General features: G+C 57.7%; 15 protein-coding genes and 1 riboswitch. Of the genes, 10 read left to right on the top strand and 5 right to left on the bottom strand.

Annotated features, from left to right (window positions below; translation table 11 throughout):
- Positions 1 to 3: 3 nt before the first annotated feature.
- Together glnE and hldE are read left to right on the top strand one after the other, a co-directional pair.
- Entirely contained in the window at positions 4 to 2,817 is a 2,814-nt protein-coding gene (gene glnE, locus QLG07_RS20340; RefSeq protein ID WP_282470046.1) for a bifunctional [glutamate--ammonia ligase]-adenylyl-L-tyrosine phosphorylase/[glutamate--ammonia-ligase] adenylyltransferase, read from the top strand.
- A gap of 95 nt (positions 2,818 to 2,912) precedes the next feature.
- Complete coding sequence (gene hldE, locus QLG07_RS20335; protein ID WP_048914575.1) at positions 2,913 to 4,349, top strand: bifunctional D-glycero-beta-D-manno-heptose-7-phosphate kinase/D-glycero-beta-D-manno-heptose 1-phosphate adenylyltransferase HldE; 1,437 nt, start codon at positions 2,913 to 2,915, stop codon at positions 4,347 to 4,349.
- Positions 4,350 to 4,388: 39 nt separating this feature from the next.
- Here hldE and QLG07_RS20330 read toward each other — a convergent pair whose 3' ends face one another.
- Positions 4,389 to 4,721: an accessory factor UbiK family protein gene (locus QLG07_RS20330; RefSeq protein WP_191149849.1), complete on the bottom strand. Its 333-nt coding sequence runs from the start codon at positions 4,719 to 4,721 to the stop codon at positions 4,389 to 4,391.
- Positions 4,722 to 4,882: 161 nt separating this feature from the next.
- A riboswitch (FMN riboswitch) is annotated at positions 4,883 to 5,032 on the top strand.
- A 107-nt stretch (positions 5,033 to 5,139) separates the two neighbouring features.
- Here QLG07_RS20330 and ribB point away from each other — a divergent pair.
- A complete protein-coding gene (gene ribB, locus QLG07_RS20325) occupies positions 5,140 to 5,796 on the top strand; it encodes a 3,4-dihydroxy-2-butanone-4-phosphate synthase (protein WP_048914577.1) in 657 nt (218 codons plus the stop codon).
- A gap of 307 nt (positions 5,797 to 6,103) precedes the next feature.
- A complete protein-coding gene (gene ygiD / locus QLG07_RS20320; RefSeq protein WP_282470045.1) occupies positions 6,104 to 6,889 on the top strand; it encodes a 4,5-DOPA dioxygenase extradiol in 786 nt (261 codons plus the stop codon).
- 187 nt (positions 6,890 to 7,076) lie between these two features.
- Here ygiD and QLG07_RS20315 read toward each other — a convergent pair whose 3' ends face one another.
- From QLG07_RS20315 to tolC, 3 genes are all read right to left on the bottom strand, one after another.
- The gene (locus QLG07_RS20315; protein WP_282470044.1) at positions 7,077 to 8,237 is read right to left on the bottom strand and encodes a glutathionylspermidine synthase family protein; all 1,161 of its coding nucleotides are present in this window, start codon (positions 8,235 to 8,237) and stop codon (positions 7,077 to 7,079) included.
- Between the two features lie 6 nt (positions 8,238 to 8,243).
- Positions 8,244 to 8,909, bottom strand: a complete 666-nt coding sequence (locus tag QLG07_RS20310; protein ID WP_048914580.1) for a DUF1190 family protein — start codon at positions 8,907 to 8,909, stop codon at positions 8,244 to 8,246.
- Positions 8,910 to 9,088: 179 nt separating this feature from the next.
- A complete protein-coding gene (gene tolC, locus QLG07_RS20305) occupies positions 9,089 to 10,552 on the bottom strand; it encodes an outer membrane channel protein TolC (protein WP_282470043.1) in 1,464 nt (487 codons plus the stop codon).
- 210 nt (positions 10,553 to 10,762) lie between these two features.
- On the opposite strand from tolC, the gene nudF reads away from it, so the two are divergent.
- The 5 genes from nudF to parE are packed head-to-tail and all read left to right on the top strand — an operon-like array spanning position 10,763 to position 15,218.
- A complete protein-coding gene (gene nudF, locus QLG07_RS20300; RefSeq protein ID WP_048914582.1) occupies positions 10,763 to 11,398 on the top strand; it encodes an ADP-ribose diphosphatase in 636 nt (211 codons plus the stop codon).
- Positions 11,398 to 11,820, top strand: coding sequence for a DUF1249 family protein (locus QLG07_RS20295; RefSeq protein ID WP_048914583.1), 423 nt, complete (start codon positions 11,398 to 11,400; stop codon positions 11,818 to 11,820). The genes nudF and QLG07_RS20295 overlap by 1 nt, the downstream gene beginning before the upstream one ends.
- Positions 11,821 to 11,858: 38 nt before the next feature.
- Positions 11,859 to 12,686: a 3',5'-cyclic-AMP phosphodiesterase gene (gene cpdA, locus QLG07_RS20290; protein WP_282470042.1), complete on the top strand. Its 828-nt coding sequence runs from the start codon at positions 11,859 to 11,861 to the stop codon at positions 12,684 to 12,686.
- Positions 12,687 to 12,689: 3 nt separating this feature from the next.
- Positions 12,690 to 13,268, top strand: a complete 579-nt coding sequence (yqiA, locus tag QLG07_RS20285; RefSeq protein WP_048914585.1) for an esterase YqiA — start codon at positions 12,690 to 12,692, stop codon at positions 13,266 to 13,268.
- Between the two features lie 54 nt (positions 13,269 to 13,322).
- Complete coding sequence (gene parE / locus QLG07_RS20280) at positions 13,323 to 15,218, top strand: DNA topoisomerase IV subunit B (protein WP_048914586.1); 1,896 nt, start codon at positions 13,323 to 13,325, stop codon at positions 15,216 to 15,218.
- Between the two features lie 252 nt (positions 15,219 to 15,470).
- Here the strand turns inward: parE and QLG07_RS20275 are convergent, their stop codons facing one another.
- A complete protein-coding gene (locus QLG07_RS20275; RefSeq protein ID WP_282470041.1) occupies positions 15,471 to 16,028 on the bottom strand; it encodes a cytochrome b/b6 domain-containing protein in 558 nt (185 codons plus the stop codon).
- Positions 16,029 to 16,251: 223 nt separating this feature from the next.
- Between QLG07_RS20275 and QLG07_RS20270 the strand changes: the two genes are divergently transcribed.
- The gene (locus tag QLG07_RS20270; RefSeq protein WP_282470040.1) at positions 16,252 to 17,154 is read left to right on the top strand and encodes a LysR family transcriptional regulator; all 903 of its coding nucleotides are present in this window, start codon (positions 16,252 to 16,254) and stop codon (positions 17,152 to 17,154) included.
- Positions 17,155 to 17,196 lie beyond the last annotated feature (42 nt).

Raw genomic sequence — 17,196 nt, 5'->3', positions numbered from 1 at the left:
ATTATGTTGCCATCGTTACTGACCGGGCAGATCGCACTGCTCGATCCCATTTTCAGCGGGGCCAGTGAACAGCAAAAGGCGGTTCTGGCATTTAGCGATTTTATCAGCGATAACCTGGCAAAATGCCCCGACTGGTGGCAGCAGATCCAGCAGCAGCCGCCGCAGCCGGATGAATGGCAACACTATCCGCAGTGGTTACAGACGCAGCTGGCCGCGGCGCAGGATGAAAATGCGCTGATGCGCGAGCTGCGCCTGTTCCGCCGCCATATGCTGACGCGTATCGCCTGGATGCAGACGCTGGCGACCAGCAGTACAGAGCAGAGCCTGCGCCAGCTGAGCGAGCTGGCGGAGACGCTGATAGTCGCCGCCCGCGACTGGCTGTGGCACGCCTGCTGCCGCGATTTCGGCACGCCGGTGAATGCCGCCGGGGAGCCGCAGCCGCTGCTGATCCTCGGTATGGGCAAGCTGGGCGGTGGCGAGCTTAATTTCTCCTCTGATATTGACCTGATCTTCACCTGGCCGGAAAACGGCACCACCCAGGGGGGCCGCCGCGAGCTGGATAATGCGCAGTTCTTCACCCGCCTTGGGCAGCGCCTGATTAAGGTGCTGGATCAGCCCACCGTGGATGGCTTTGTTTACCGTGTGGATATGCGCCTGCGCCCGTTTGGCGACAGCGGCCCGCTGGTGCTGAGCTTTGCCGCGCTGGAAGATTATTACCAGGAGCAGGGGCGCGACTGGGAACGCTACGCGATGGTGAAAGCGCGCCTGATGGGCGACAGCGACGACCGCTGGAGCGAAGAGCTGCGCCAGACGCTGCGCCCGTTTGTCTTTCGCCGCTACATTGATTTCAGCGTGATCCAGTCGCTGCGTAATATGAAAAGCATGATCGCGCGTGAAGTACGGCGGCGCGGGCTGACCGATAACATCAAGCTGGGCGCTGGCGGTATCCGCGAAACCGAATTTATCGTGCAGGTCTTCCAGCTGATACGCGGCGGTCGCGAACGATCGCTGCAAATGCGCTCCTTATTGCCGACGCTGCACGCGATTGGCGAGCTGCATCTGCTGCCGCAAGGGCAGGTTAGCCAGCTGCGCGATGCCTATCTGTTCCTGCGTCGCCTGGAGAATCTGTTGCAGAGCATCAACGACGAACAGACGCAGACGCTGCCGGTGGCTGAGTTGGACCGCGCCCGCCTTGCCTGGGCGATGGATTTCAGCGACTGGCAGGCATTGCATGACCAGCTGGATATCCATATGGCGCAGGTGCGCACCATCTTTAACGATCTGATCGGCGACGATAGCTCAGAGAGCGGCGACAGTCGCGACGCGGGTGAATACGGCGTGCTGTGGCAGGATCAGCTGGAAGAAGCCGAGCTGGCACCGCTGGTGCCGCATCTCGACAGCGCCGCCCGCCAGCTACTGTGGCGCACCATCACCGAATTCCGCCTGGATGTGGATAAACGCACCATTGGTCCACGCGGCCGCCAGGCGCTGGATCAGCTGATGCCGCGCCTGCTGAGTGAAGTGGTGCCGCGCGATGATGCCCCGGTTACGCTCAGCCGCCTGACCCCGCTGCTGCTAGGCGTGGTCACCCGCTCGACCTATCTCGAACTGCTGACCGAATTCGACGGCGCGCTGAAACATCTGATCCGCCTGTGCGCCGCCTCACCGATGGTTGCCAGCCAGCTGGCGCGCCACCCGCTGCTGCTTGATGAGCTGCTCGACCCGGCCACGCTGTACCAGCCGACCGCCACCGATGCCTACCGCGATGAGCTGCGCCAGTATCTGTTACGCATCCCGGAAGAGGACGAAGAGCAGCAGCTGGAGGCGCTACGCCAGTTTAAACAGGCGCAGCATCTGCGCATTGCCGCCGCCGATATCGCCAAAACCCTGCCGGTCATGAAGGTCAGCGACCATCTGACCTGGCTGGCAGAAGCGATGATCGAAGCGGTGGTACAGCAGGCATGGAATATGATGGTGCAGCGCTACGGTCGCCCGTCGCACCTGACCAGCGACAGCGAGCGGGGCTTTGCCGTGGTCGGTTATGGCAAGCTGGGCGGCTGGGAGCTGGGCTACAGTTCCGATCTTGATCTGGTATTCCTGCACGACTGCCCGGTGGATGCCGTGACGCTGGGTGAGCGCAGCATCGACGGGCGCCAGTTTTACCTGCGCCTGGCGCAGCGCGTGATGCATCTGTTCAGCACCCGCACCTCCTCCGGCATTTTGTATGAAGTCGATGCGCGCCTGCGCCCGTCCGGTGCGGCGGGGATGCTGGTCAGTACCTTCGATGCCTTCGATGATTATCAGCGCAATGAAGCCTGGACCTGGGAGCATCAGGCACTGGTGCGGGCGCGCATTGTGTTTGGTGATGGGGCGCTGAGTCAGCGCTTTGACCAGATCCGCCGTGGCATTCTTTCGCTGCCGCGCGAGCCTGAGGCGCTGAAAACCGAAGTGCGGGAAATGCGCGAGAAGATGCGCGCGCACCTTGGGCACAAGCATAAAGGGCGCTGGGATCTGAAAGCGGATGAGGGCGGTATCACCGATATTGAATTCATTACGCAATACCTGGTCTTACGCTACGCCGCCCAGGATCCGACGCTGACGCGCTGGTCCGATAACGTGCGCATCCTCGAACTGCTGGCAAATGGCGACAAGATGGCGCAGGCCGAGGCGCAAGCGCTGACCCAGGCCTACGTTTCGCTGCGCGATGCGCTGCACCATCTCGCTTTGCAGGAGCTGCCGGGGCACGTAGAGGAGAGCGCATTCAGCGCGGAAAAGGCCCAGGTCAATGCCAGCTGGCAGAAGTGGCTGGGAGCCTGAGCGGGTGTTCGGCGCGTGATGATGGTCAGCAGCAAGTTGTGCTATCATCGCGCGCATAATTTTTCCTGTTTAAACTGCAGTCTGGAGTGTCTGGAATGAAAATTACACTGCCCGATTTTTCGCGCGCGGGTGTTCTGGTGGTTGGCGATGTGATGCTGGATCGCTACTGGCACGGCCCAACCAGTCGCATCTCCCCAGAGGCCCCGGTGCCGGTGGTCAAAGTGGACCATGTGGAGGAGCGCCCGGGAGGCGCGGCCAACGTGGCGATGAATATCGCTTCTCTCGGTGCCGGTTCGCGTCTGGTAGGCCTGACCGGGATTGATGAAGCCGCGCAGGCGCTGAGCGCGACCCTGGCCGGGGTGAACGTGCGGTGTGATTTCGTGGCGGTGCCGACGCATCCAACCATTACCAAACTGCGCGTGCTGTCACGCAGCCAGCAGCTGATCCGCCTCGATTTTGAAGAGGGCTTTGACGGGGTTAATCCGGAGCCAATGCACGAGCGCATCCGTGAGGCGCTGCCGAAAATTGGTGCGCTGGTGCTGTCTGACTACGCCAAAGGCGCGCTGGCCAGCGTTGAAACCATGATCGCGCTGGCACGCGAAGCGGGCGTACCGGTGCTGGTCGACCCGAAAGGGACTGATTTCTCACGTTATCACGGTGCAACGCTGCTGACGCCAAACCTCTCCGAGTTCGAAGCGGTGGTGGGCAAATGTAAAAGCGAAGCGGATATCGTTGAGCGCGGTACGGCACTGATGCAGCAGCACGGCCTGTCGGCGCTGCTGGTCACGCGTTCCGAGCACGGTATGACGCTGCTGCAGCCGGGCAAAGAGCCGTTCCATATGCCAACCCAGGCGCAGGAAGTGTTCGACGTTACCGGTGCCGGTGATACGGTGATTGGCGTACTGGCGGCCGCGCTGGCGGCAGGCAATACGCTGGAAGAGAGCTGCTTCCTGGCGAATGCCGCGGCGGGCGTGGTGGTCGGTAAATTGGGGACCTCGACGGTTTCCCCGGTTGAGCTGGAGAACGCCATTCATGCGCGCCCTGAATCCGGCTTTGGCGTGATGGATGAAGCACAGCTGATCGCTGAAGTCGCCAAGGCGCGCCAGCGCGGCGAGAAAGTGGTGATGACCAACGGCGTGTTCGACATTTTGCACGCGGGCCACGTCTCCTATCTTGCCAATGCGCGTAAGCTGGGGGATCGCCTGATTGTGGCGGTCAACAGCGATGCTTCAACCCGTCGCCTGAAGGGCGAAACGCGCCCCGTAAACCCGCTGGTCAATCGTATGATCGTGCTGGGTGCGCTGGAAGCCGTGGACTGGGTCATCGGTTTTGAAGAGGACACGCCACAGCGGGTGATTGCTGAGGTGCTGCCGGACCTGCTGGTGAAAGGCGGAGACTATAAGCCGGAAGATATCGCGGGCAGTAAAGAAGTGTGGGCTAACGGCGGTGACGTGCGGGTGCTGAACTTCGAAGACGGTATTTCAACCAGTAATATCATCAAGACAATTATTTCAGGCACCGGTAAAAGCTGATAGCTGGCGGTTGCCCTTGCGGGCAGCCGCTTAACTCACTCAGTTTGGCGCTTTCGGCTCGCTGGTGGCCGCTGTTGCAGAGGTCGCTGGTGTTGCGGAAGCCGCTGGCGTTGCAGCTGTAGCAGGCTGTGCCACTTTCGCTTCCAGCTCGGCCAGGCGTTGTTCCAGCGCGGCCAGTTTCTCACGCGTGCGCAGCAGCACCTGAGTCTGCACATCAAACTCTTCGCGATTCACCACGTCCAGACGGGTTAACTGCGCCTGTAATGTCTGGCGAATTTTCTTCTCCACATCATCACCCAGCTCGCGGATCCCTTTCGGCATGGAGTCATGGACCTGACGGGCCAGTTGTTCAATTTTTTTTGCGTCGATCATAGCGGCTTCCTGGTAGCAGCGGGTTTTAACTTAGTGTAATCCCTGACGCTAAAAGGTTAAACCTGAAATGAATAAACAGGAAATGCCTTAGTCATCTGCTGACAATCTATTTGATGTTTTTGTTCGTTGCTCTGCTACTTTTTCAGCGTTATGATGTTTTTGCTTATTCTCAGGGCGGGGCGAAATTCCCCACCGGCGGTAAATCAGCTGACGCTGAAAGCCCGCGAGCGCTTCAGGAGCAATTCTGAAGGACAGCAGACCCGGTGTGATTCCGGGGCCGACGGTTAGAGTCCGGATGGGAGAGAGTAACGAATCTTGTCGGGCTTTTGCCTGCCTCGCGTTATTTTTTGTCACTGCATGACACTCCTAAGCACGCCCTGGTTCTGGTAACCCATAAATTAATTAAGGTTTTTTTACCATGAATCAGTCGCTACTTTCTGAATTTGGCACGCCTGAACAGCGTGTAACCCGTGCTATCGAAGCGCTGCGCGCTGGCCGCGGTGTGATGGTTTTAGACGATGAAGATCGTGAGAACGAAGGCGATATGATCTTCGCCGCGGAAACCATGACCGTTGAGCAGATGGCGCTGACCATCCGTCACGGCAGCGGTATTGTTTGCCTGTGTCTGACCGAACAGCGTCTGCAGGAGCTTGAGCTGCCGATGATGGTGCAGGACAACACCAGCGCTTACGGTACGGGTTTTACCGTGACTATCGAAGCCGCCAAAGGCGTCACCACCGGCGTTTCTGCTACTGACCGCCTGACCACCATCCGCACCGCGATTGCCGATGATACTAAGCCGAGCGATCTGAATCGCCCTGGCCATGTATTCCCGCTGCGCGGCCGTGCTGGCGGCGTGCTGACCCGTGGCGGCCACACCGAAGCGACCATTGACCTGGTGACGCTGGCCGGCTTCAAGCCTGCGGGCGTGCTGTGTGAGCTGACTAACGACGATGGCTCAATGGCGCATGCCCCTGAAGCAATCGTGTTTGCTAAGCAGCACGACATGCCGGTTGTGACCATCGAAGACCTGGTGGCTTACCGCCGCAGTCACGAGACGCGTCAGGCCAGCTAAATCCCCGTCATACTTCAAGCTATGGGGGCGTTGGCTACCTTACTCGGCCCATCCCAGGGCCTCGCCCCTGCGGGGGCGCTGTAAACAGCGTTCAAATCTGCTCCGGGCAGAGTTGTCGCGCACCCCGGTCACGTACTCATCTACGCTCCCGGGGGATTATTTCCCTGAATCTCAGGGGGCAGACATTCACTTCTCCGTTTCCCCTTCAAATTTTCTGAATATCTCCGTCAGGCTTATCCAGGTTCATCCGTGAAATAAAGCGCGTAATGTAGGCGTCATTGAGCACAATATTGCCTGGAGTTTTAACATGAGCCACTCACGTATGCCCGCGCTTTTCCTTGGACACGGCAGCCCGATGAACGTGCTGGAAGAGAATATCTACACTGAAACCTGGCGTGAGCTGGGTAAAACGCTGCCGCGCCCGAAAGCGATTATTGCGGTTTCCGCACACTGGTACACGCGTGGCACCGCAGTCACCGCGATGGAGAAACCGCGCACTATCCATGACTTCGGCGGTTTCCCGCAGGCGCTGTTCGATACCCACTATCCGGCACCGGGCTCGCCCGCGCTGGCACAGCAGGTTGCCGATGCGCTGGCTCCGGTAGCGGTAGAACTCGACCGCGAGTGGGGTTTTGACCACGGCTCCTGGGGCGTGCTGATCAAGATGTACCCCGACGCCGATATTCCGGTCGTGCAGCTGAGCGTTGACGGCACCAGGCCGCCTGCTTACCACTTTGAGCTGGGCCGCAAGCTGGCGGCGCTGCGCGAACAGGGCATCATGATCGTGGCCAGCGGTAACGTGGTGCACAACCTGCGCATGGTGCGCTGGGGCGGCGATGCCACAGCCTATCCCTGGGCGGAATCGTTCAATCAGTACGTGCGCGATAATCTGAGCTGGGAAGGAGAGTCAGAGCAGCATCCGCTGGTGAACTTTATGCAGCATGAAGGCGCCGCCTTGTCGAACCCGACGCCGGAGCACTATCTGCCGTTGCTGTATGTGCTGGGCGCACGCGCCGCGGGCGAGGCGATAGCGATCCCGGTGGACGGGATTGTGATGGGGTCGTTAAGTATGTTGTCGGTGCAGGTGGGATAACAGGCTATTTTGCTCACCATTTTGGGATTGGGCAGTGCTCGCTCTCCTCAGGTACTGATGTACGTTGAGGGAGCTGTGCGCTGGCCGCACCCAAACTGGCATCGCCAATAACGCCTGTTGGTAACCTTATTGTAAGCGATTTCCAGGGGCGGACCTTATGTTGCGGCCCGCCCGCCACAGCGCGCGATTACTCGATAAACGCGTGCGGATAAAATCGTGACAGATCCTGGGTGATCAAGTCGCGATCCTCGCGCAGACCAATTCCTGCTGGCTGATCGTTGATCAGCCACGAACCAATCAGCGTATAGCTATCGCCAAACTTCGGCAGCGGATGAAACTGCTGTACGATCATTCCTTCCTCACCGTACGGACCGTCAACGCGGGCAATCTCCTGACCGTTTTCCACAACGCGAATATTCGCGCCTTCACGGGAAAACAGCGGCTTCACCACGTATTTATCCATGTGCGGCACGTTGTCTTCGGCAAAGTAGGCGGGTAACAGATTGGGGTGATCCGGGAACATCTTCCACAGCAGCGGCAGCAGCGCTTTATTAGAAATAATGCTCTTCCAGCCCGGCTCCAGCCAGCGCACGCCCGCATCGGCCAGCTTGGTGGAGAACACCTCGCGCAGCATAAATTCCCACGGGTAGAGTTTGAACAGATTGGCGATCACCTGGTCATGCTGATCGGTGAACTGCCCTTTCTCGCCGAGGCCAATCTCATCCATATAGAGGAATTCGCTCGGCAGGCCCGCTTCGGTAGCGCAATCCTGCAGATACTGCACCGTGCCGCGATCTTCATCGGTATCGCGACAGCAGGCGAAGTGCAGCCAGCTGAATCCGTGCTGCTGGTGCAGCTCGGCGAAGCGCTCGATCAGCTTCTCCTGCAGGCTGTTAAACTGGTCGCTGCCGACCGGCAGCTGGCCGGCGTTCAGCTGGTCCTCCAGCCACAGCCACTGGAAAAAGGCCGCTTCATACAGCGAAGTTGGCGTATCCGCGTTGTTTTCCAGCAGCTTAGGCGGCGTCACACCATCCCAGGCGAGATCGAGGCGGGAGTAGAGCGACGGCTGGCCGCTTTTCCACGACTCGCGCACGAAGTCCCAGGTGTGTTTGGGGATGCGAAACTTCTCCAGCAGCTCGTCGCTGCCGACCACCATCTCCACCGCCTGCAGGCACATCTGATGCAGCTCGCTGGTGACATCTTCCAGCGTCTCAATCTGCTCCAGGGTGAACTGGTAATAGGCATCTTCACACCAGTAAGGCTCGCCGTGCATGGTGTGAAAACGAAAACCAAACTCCGTGGCCTTTTCCCGCCAGCCTGGGCGTTCAGTGATGGCAATACGCTTCATCAGCGATTAGCCCCCAAAGCTGCGGCTGGAGCCGGAAGCCGCGCTGCTGCGTGACATGCTGGTCTGCTTGGCAACGCTTTCACCAAAGCCGCCGCGCATTACGGTGCTGGTAGTGGCAGGTTTTGGTGCCATGGCGGATTTAGGCACCGTCATGGTACGGCCAGGGGTAGCTGCGCCGTAGCTTTTGCCGCTGGCATCAACGAATTTGCCGTTGGCCGGGCTGGCTGGGTTTTTAGAGGAGAACAGCGGCTGCTGCTGGCCCATACCGCCGCCCATCATGCGGCCCATCATGTAACCGGCCATCAGCGGCATCCAGAAGCTGCCGCTGGACTGAGATTCAGCATTGGTGGTGCCCACGCCAGCCTGAGCCGGAGCCTGCTGACACTGGCCTTCACCGAATTCCGCCACGCAGTCTTCGCGGGTGGCATATTTCGGTGCGGTTTTCACCGCCTCTTCTTTAGCTTTGTTATAGGCCGTAGTGCACTGCTCGCTCTTGCCCGGGTTGGCGCTCGAACAGTCATCGGCGTTCATATAAGTCGAGACGGTCTCGTCTGACTGCTCACAACCGGCCAGCATAAATACGGCGGTAACCGCCAGCGCCACCGGCGTTAAATGGCGTGCGCTCCAGCTTTTGCGAAAGGAGGCATGATTAATCTGTTTAGTCCGTTTCATCACTTTTCGTCCTGTGCCCAAAGGTAGTGCATAGGATAGGGGAATAGCGGTGAAAAATGAAGCGATGAGGCGCGACAGACCGGGGATCTTTACTTAGCTATACGTTTGATTGTGAAGGAGAGGTTAAGACAGGTGGGATCGAAATAAAACGGGGCAGCGTTGGCTGCCCCGCGGGGAGATTACTGACTGAACGGATTGCCGCTGCTGCGGTTTGCTGCCGGGCGGCTGGTGGCTGCTGCCTGGCGCGCGGCCGGGGCGCTTTCATTGCCGTCGACGCGGGCAACCTGCTGTGGATTTTCTGGTGCCACAGCTTCCGGTGAGGTATTGATATCCTTGCCCAGATGATTATTCAGCGTCGCCAGATCCTGCTCGTTCAGCGTACCGAGCGCAGATTTGATGTTCAGCTGGTTGATCATATAGCTGTAGCGGGCGTTAGCCAGCTTCTGCTTTGCTTCATACAGCGTGGTGGTCGCATCCAGCACGTCAACGATGGTACGGGTACCCACGGAGTAACCCGCTTCCATTGCATCCAGCGAGCTCTGGGCAGAAACCACGGCCTGCTTGTACGCTTCGATGCTGCTGATGGAGGCATTCACGTTGTTAAACGAGGAGCGGACGGTCTGCACGGCGGAGCGGTGCGCGCCTTCCAGCTGCTCGCTGGCTGCCACAAACGCATACTGCGCCTGCTTCACCTGTGACGACACCGAGCCGCCGCTGTACAGCGGCAGGTTGAAGCTTAAGCCAACCTGGTTGCTACCGCTGATGTTGTCGTTATTGGTGGCGCGATCGCCGCTGTAACGGTTGTTCGACAAACCGGTTGACGCGGTCAGGTCCACGGTTGGCATATGGCCAGTTTCCGCAGAGCGGATCTGCTCACGCGCCAGGTCTTGCGACAGACGGGCAGAGAGCAGGCTGAGGTTGCGGCTCTCGGCCTCTTTCAGCAGCGCGTTAACCGGCTGTGGCTTCTCGGTTTTGAAGTTATCAATGTTAAGCGAGGCGAGGCTCGGGTAGTAATTCCCGGTCACCTGGCGCAGCGTTTCAACCGCGTTATCAAGATCGTTACGCGCCGTCACTTCGTTGGCCAGCACGGTGTCGTACTGTGAGCGCGCATTCTGCACGTCGGTGATGGCGACCAGGCCCACGTTAAAGCGCTGAGTGGTCTGATCCAGTTCACGGTAGATCGACTGTTTCTGCGCTTCGGTGTAGGAGAGGGTATCAATCGCATTCAGCACGTTGAAATACGCTGTCGCGGTGTTGAGGATCAGCGTTTGCTGCGCGGTCTGATAAGTGACATCCTGAATCCCGGCGGTTTTTTCCTGCAGGGTCAGCGCGCGCCATTTTGACATATCAAAAATGGTCTGAGTCAGCTGCAGTGAGGTGCTTTTCGAGGTGCTGTTCGAATCGCGCGCGTCGCGGTAGCCGTTGTTGTAGCTGTAGTCGGCACCCAGCCCCAGCTGAGGTAACAGCGGGCTACGTGCTTCATTAATCTTCTCAAATGCCGCATCACGATCGGCTGCTGAGCTACGAAGGTCAGGATTGGATAAACGAGCCTGCTGATACACCTGCAGCAGGTTCTCAGCCTGGCTGGCAACACTGAAGCCGCCCAGGCTCAGACCGATGAGTAAAGGGAGCAGTTTGTTCATTTGCATTCCTTGTAGTGCAGCAAAATTGCTATGGTAGCGCTGACGTAAGCCAAAAATTATCGCCGATAATAGCAGAGAGTTCCGAGAAGGTAAGTTGGCTGAAAGTGCCATCCTGCCTTAATTTACTTAAATATTTCATTAAGAACCAGACATCAGGCGGATTACGATTGCATTTTACGTTTTGGCCACCATTTCACAGGAGCTGTTGTTATGGCAACAAGTAACAAATACCCGGTGACTTTCACCAAAAACGATGTAGAAATTATTGCACGAGAGACCCTCTATCGTGGTTTTTTTTCGCTGGAGCGCTACCGCTTTCGTCACCGCTTGTTTAATGGCGGGATGAGTGGTGAAGTATCACGAGAAATTTTGGAGCGCGGTCATGCCGCAGTGCTGCTACCCTATGATCCGCTGCGCGACGAAGTGGTGTTAATCGAGCAGATCCGTATCGCCGCTTACGACACCAGCCCAACGCCGTGGGTGCTTGAACTGGTGGCGGGGATGATGGAACCGGGTGAAACGCCGGAAGAGGTCGCCAGACGCGAAGCGCTGGAAGAAGCCGGGCTGACTCCCGGGCGCATTAAACCCATAATTAACTACCTCTCCAGCGCGGGAGGAACCTCAGAACGCCTTGCGGTGTTTGTGGGAGAAGTGGATGCCAGCGTGGCGCAGGGAAACCACGGTCTGGAGGAAGAGAATGAGGATATTCTTGTGCATGTGGTCAGCCGTACTCAGGCTTACCAGTGGGTGGAACAGGGGAAAATAGATAACGCCGCTGCTGTCATTGCTTTGCAATGGCTGGAGCTGCACCATAAACAGCTTTGTGATGAATGGAACCCCGAATAATGAAACGTTATGTCCCTGACTTTCCAGAAATGATGCGCGTTTGCGAAACCAATTTTGCGCAACTGCGTCGCCTGTTGCCCAAAGAGGACCAGGCGGGGGAGTCCGTGACGTATCAGGTTAATGGCGCCAGTTACCAGATAACTATCCTGGAATCAACGCGCTACACCACCTTGGTTGAGGTGAAACAGACCGCACCGGCCGTCAGTTACTGGAGCCTGCCATCGATGTCGGTTCGCCTGTATCATGACGCGATGGTGGCGGAAGTGTGTTCCACTCAGCAGATCTACCGCTTTAAAGCACGCTATGATTATCCAAATAAAAAGCTGCATCAGCGTGATGAAAAGCATCAGATTAACCAGTTTCTTGCGGACTGGCTGCGCTACTGTTTGTTCCATGGCGCAATGGCAGCCCCGGTTTTTTAGAACGCTGCGACAATTTCAGAGCGAGTTAAGGACTTTGATTGGATAGCCTGTTAAAACTTCCTGTGGCGAGTGGGTCCAGAGTCAGGATTTTACAGATAACGGATACCCACCTTTTTGCAGGTAAACACGAAACGTTACTCGGTGTGAACACCTGGGCCAGTTATGACGCGGTACTGGAGGCGATCGCCGCCGGGCAGCGTCATTACGATCTGATTGTCGCCACTGGCGACCTGGCGCAGGATCACTCGGTCGAAGCCTATCAGCATTTTGCTGAGGGTATTGCTCGCCTGCCGGCTCCCTGCGTCTGGCTGCCCGGCAATCACGACTTTCAGCCGGCGATGTTCAGCACGCTGGCGGAGTCGAGTATTGGCGATGAAAAGCAGGTGCTGGTGGGCGATCGCTGGCAAATCGTGCTGCTGGACAGCCAGGTGTTTGGCGTCCCGCACGGCGAGTTAAGTGACTACCAGCTGGAGTGGCTGGAGCGCGCGCTGGCCGCTGAACCCCAGCGCCACACGCTGGTACTGCTGCACCATCATCCCCTGCCTTCCGGCTGCTCCTGGCTCGATCAGCACAGCCTGCGCAATCCGCATATGCTGGATGCGGTATTACAGCGCTACCCGCTGGCAAAAACCTTGCTGTGTGGGCATATTCATCAGGAGCTTGACCTCGACTGGCACGGACGGCGCGTGTTGGCCAGCCCGTCCACCTGCGTCCAGTTTAAACCCCACTGCACCAACTTCACCATTGATGCGGAAGCGCCGGGATGGCGCTGGCTGGATCTGTATGATGACGGACGGCTGGAAACGGAAGTTCAGCGTCTGGCGACCCGCAAATTTAACCCCGATCTCGACTCAGAAGGATACTGATCGATGGCAACCCTGCTCTATCTGCACGGTTTCAACAGCTCTCCGCAGTCGGCAAAAGCGACCATCTTTAAACAGTGGCTGGCACAGCACCACCCAAAAATTACCCTGCATGTGCCGCAACTGCCGGCATTTCCCGCTGAGGCTGCGGCCCTGCTGGAGGAGTTTGTCATGAAGTCGGCGGGCGAACCGCTGGGTATTATTGGCTCTTCCCTTGGCGGCTATTATGCCACCTGGCTGTCGCAATGCTTTGCGCTGCCTGCGGTGGTGGTGAACCCGGCGGTACGCCCGTTTGAGCTGCTGGCGGATTACCTTGGCAATAATGAGAACCCATACACCGGCCAGCAATATGTGTTAGAGTCTCGCCATATTTACGATCTAAAAGTGATGCAGATTGACCCGTTAGAGTCGCCGGATTTGATCTGGCTGCTGCAACAAACGGGTGATGAAGTGCTCGACTACCGCCAGGCTCTGGACTACTACAGCGCCTGCCGTCAAACGGTAGAAGAGGGCGGAAACCATGCTTTTATCGGATTCGAACGCCATTTCTCCGCAATGATCGATTTCCTGGGCTTCCGGGACTGAGATAAGCCGGAGTCTGGACACGCATTTTTAGCCATTATCAATCAGATTGTAACGATGACTCAATCCAGCTATAACGCTGATTCCATTGAGGTTCTCAGCGGCCTTGAACCCGTGCGTCGCCGCCCGGGCATGTACACCGATACCGTGCGCCCTAACCATTTAGGTCAGGAAGTGATCGACAACAGCGTGGATGAAGCGCTGGCCGGTCACGCCAAGCGCGTGGAAGTGATTTTGCACGCCGATCAGTCGCTGGAAGTTATCGACGACGGGCGCGGCATGCCGGTGGATATCCACCCTGAAGAGGGCGTGCCGGCCGTTGAGCTGATTTTCTGCCGCCTGCATGCCGGGGGCAAATTCTCCAACAAAAACTACCAGTTCTCCGGCGGCCTGCACGGCGTGGGGATCTCGGTGGTTAACGCCCTCTCCAAACGCGTGGAAGTGACCGTACGCCGTAATGGCGAAATCTACGAAATGGCGTTTGAGAACGGCGATAAGGTTCAGGACCTGGTGGTAACCGGCACCGTCGGTAAACGCAACACCGGCACCCGCGTGCAGTTCTGGCCTGATGAATCCTTCTTCGACAGCCCGCGCTTCTCGGTTTCGCGCCTCAGCCACTTGCTGAAAGCCAAAGCGGTACTCTGCCCGGGCGTAGAAATTGTCTTTAAAGACAAGTTGAACAATACCGAACAGAGCTGGTGCTACGCCGATGGTCTGACCGACTACCTGATGGAGGCGGTTAACGGCCTGCCAACGCTGCCGGAAAAAGCCTTTGTCGGTGCTTACGCCGGAGATGTGGAAGCGGTGGACTGGGCGCTGCTGTGGCTGCCGGAAGGCGGTGAGTTGCTCACCGAAAGCTACGTTAACCTGATCCCGACCATGCAGGGCGGCACGCACGTTAACGGTCTGCGTCAGGGCCTGCTGGATGCGATGCGCGAGTTCTGCGAGTTCCGCAATATCCTGCCGCGCGGCGTGAAGCTGTCGGCGGAAGATATCTGGGATCGCTGCGCCTACGTGCTGTCGGTCAAAATGCAGGATCCGCAGTTTGCCGGGCAGACCAAAGAGCGCCTCTCTTCGCGCCAGTGCGCCGCCTTTGTTTCCGGCGTGGTGAAAGATGCCTTCAGCCTGTGGCTGAACCAGAACGTGCAGGCGGCAGAAATGCTGGCCGAGCTGGCCATTTCCAGCGCTCAGCGCCGCATGCGTGCCGCCAAGAAAGTGGTGCGTAAAAAGCTCACCAGCGGTCCGGCGCTGCCGGGCAAGCTGGCGGACTGTACCGCGCAGGATCTCAGCCGTACCGAACTGTTCCTGGTGGAAGGGGACTCGGCGGGCGGATCGGCCAAGCAGGCGCGCGATCGTGAGTATCAGGCGATCATGCCGCTCAAGGGTAAGATCCTGAACACCTGGGAAGTCTCTTCGGATGAAGTGCTGGCGTCGCAGGAGGTGCACGACATCTCGGTGGCGATCGGTATCGATCCCGATAGCGAAGATCTCAGCCAGCTGCGCTACGGTAAGATCTGTATCCTTGCGGATGCGGACTCCGACGGTCTGCACATTGCGACCCTGCTGTGCGCGCTGTTCGTGCGTCACTTCCGTACCCTGGTGCAGAACGGCCACGTCTATGTTGCCATGCCGCCGCTCTACCGTATTGACCTGGGCAAAGAGGTCTATTACGCGCTGGATGAGGAAGAGAAAGAGGGCGTGCTGGAGCAGCTGAAGCGCAAGAAGGGCAAACCTAACGTACAGCGCTTTAAAGGGCTGGGCGAAATGAACCCGCTGCAGCTGCGTGAAACCACTCTCGACCCCAATACCCGCCGCCTGGTGCAGCTGACCATCAGCGAAGAGGACGTGGCGCAGACCCTGGCAGTGATGGATATGCTGCTGGCGAAAAAGCGCTCCGAAGATCGCCGCAACTGGCTGCAGGAGAAAGGCGATACGGCGGAAATCGAGGTTTAACGCTTCGTAGCCGCATTAACAGCCAGCCCGAAGTGGGAACCCCCCTTCGGGCTGAGTTTTTATTATTCGCCGGCCAGCCTCGGCAGATTGCGCTGAATATCGTCAATTAAAATGCTGGTGGCGTTATTTTCCTGGCCGCCATTACACCACTTCAGGCGACAGAAAGCGTGTACTTCCACAGGATTGCTTCATTTTCTCTTTTATAAGTTAAGTTGCATTGAAAGCTGAATGTATTAATTTTTTTTTTAAACTTCAGCGTTGAAACCGCTTACTGTTAAGGAAAATATGAAGTAATCCCATGGCTCCATGTGCAAAAAAATAGATTTCAATAAACGTTGTCAGATTTTTATGCCAGTGCATCACGCTATGTGCCAGCGGGTTTTGCGCAGCATTCAATAGAAACCAGATCCCCCCGGAAAGGGCAACGGCCAGCAGTGAGAGCACCCCCAGCCCCTGAATGGTGGCGGCGATGCCCCCTGAATGGGCTTCAGGCAGACGCAGGCGCTTCAGCGTGGCGATATCCTGCGCAATGCCGCTAACATCAAAATGTAACCAGGAAAAATAATAGCGCGCACCGCGCTGCGCTAACATCCAGCCCAGCATGAGGGCGCCCAACATAATAAGAGAGAAGCCGGAAATAACATGTATCCAGGTGATAATGCTCGTCAGGCCTTGCTCATCCAGCGCTTCCCGTTCAGTAAAGTTAGAATTAATAATCTGCGCAAGGATCATCAGCGCAACGAGAATATGCAGGCCGCGAAAAAATGGCGCGTCTGCGTGCGGTAGCGAGATCCTGATAGCTTTATTCATGAGGGTTTTCCCGTTAATTTTGTTCTTCTGGCTGATGCTAGCGATTGTGACAAGGAATGATTAAATTAACCTTAATGAAAAAATGAAGGATGATATTGAGTCTGGCAAAACAGACCTGCGGCCGCAGGCGGGCTAAAACGGCATGTTTTTTATCAACTTCTGTTAGAATTGATACGCCATTCGCATCCAGTTGGGTGCGCTCTTCTAACCACAAGGCCCTCTCGTGAAAATCACCCTTGAAGAGTTACGCGCGTGGGTGGTGGTGGTCGACACCGGTTCGATCACCGCTGCTGCAGACCAGCTAAACCAGACCACCTCCGGCATCAGCCGTGCGCTGAGTCGCCTGGAGAGCAAGCTGCAGACCACGCTGCTGCACCGCACCACCCGCCGTATTGCGCTGACTGAGGAAGGGCAGATCTTCCTGGAGCACGCCCGCCAGATTATTCGTTCGGTAGAGACCGCCGAAGAGCAGATCGCCCAGCGGCGAGAAATCCCTTCCGGGCGCCTGCGCGTCAATGCCGCCACGCCGTTTATGCTGCATGTGATTGTGCCGCTGATGGCGGATTTTTCACGCCGCTACCCGCTGATCCAGCTGGAGTTAAATACTGATGAGGTGGTGATCGACCTGCTGGAGCAGCAGACCGATATCGCTATCCGCATCGGCGACCTGCGCGACTCCACCATGCACGCGCGCGCGCTCGGCAGCAGTAAGCTGCGGCTGATGGCCAGCCCGGACTATCTTGCCCGCCACGGTACGCCGCACAGCGTGGCAGATATGGTGGAGAATCATCAGCTGCTGGGCTTTAGCAATCTCGATCAGCACAACGTCTGGCCGGTGTGGCGTTCGGAAGGGGTGTTTTTGCAGATCAAACCGACGGTGTTTGCCTCCAGTGGCGAAACGCTGCGCCAGCTGGCGGTCAACGGCATGGGGATTGCGCGTATTTCTGATTTTCTCAGCCGCGAGGATCTGGCTGAAGGCCGGTTAATCCCGGTGCTGGATGCGGAAACGCACGAGATGCGCCATCCCATCCATGCGGTTTACTACCGCAACAGCACGCTGTCGACGCGCATCAGCTGTTTTCTGGACTACCTCAGCGAACAGTTCGCCAGCAAAACGCTGTTATAGGACGTTCAAGGGCCGACCGGAAAAGAAGGTCGGCCCCTACCT

The sequence above is a fragment of the Erwinia sp. V90_4 genome, from assembly GCF_029967685.1.
Classification (GTDB): domain Bacteria; phylum Pseudomonadota; class Gammaproteobacteria; order Enterobacterales; family Enterobacteriaceae; genus Erwinia; species Erwinia aphidicola.
This window is presented reverse-complemented; position numbering and strand designations above follow the sequence as displayed.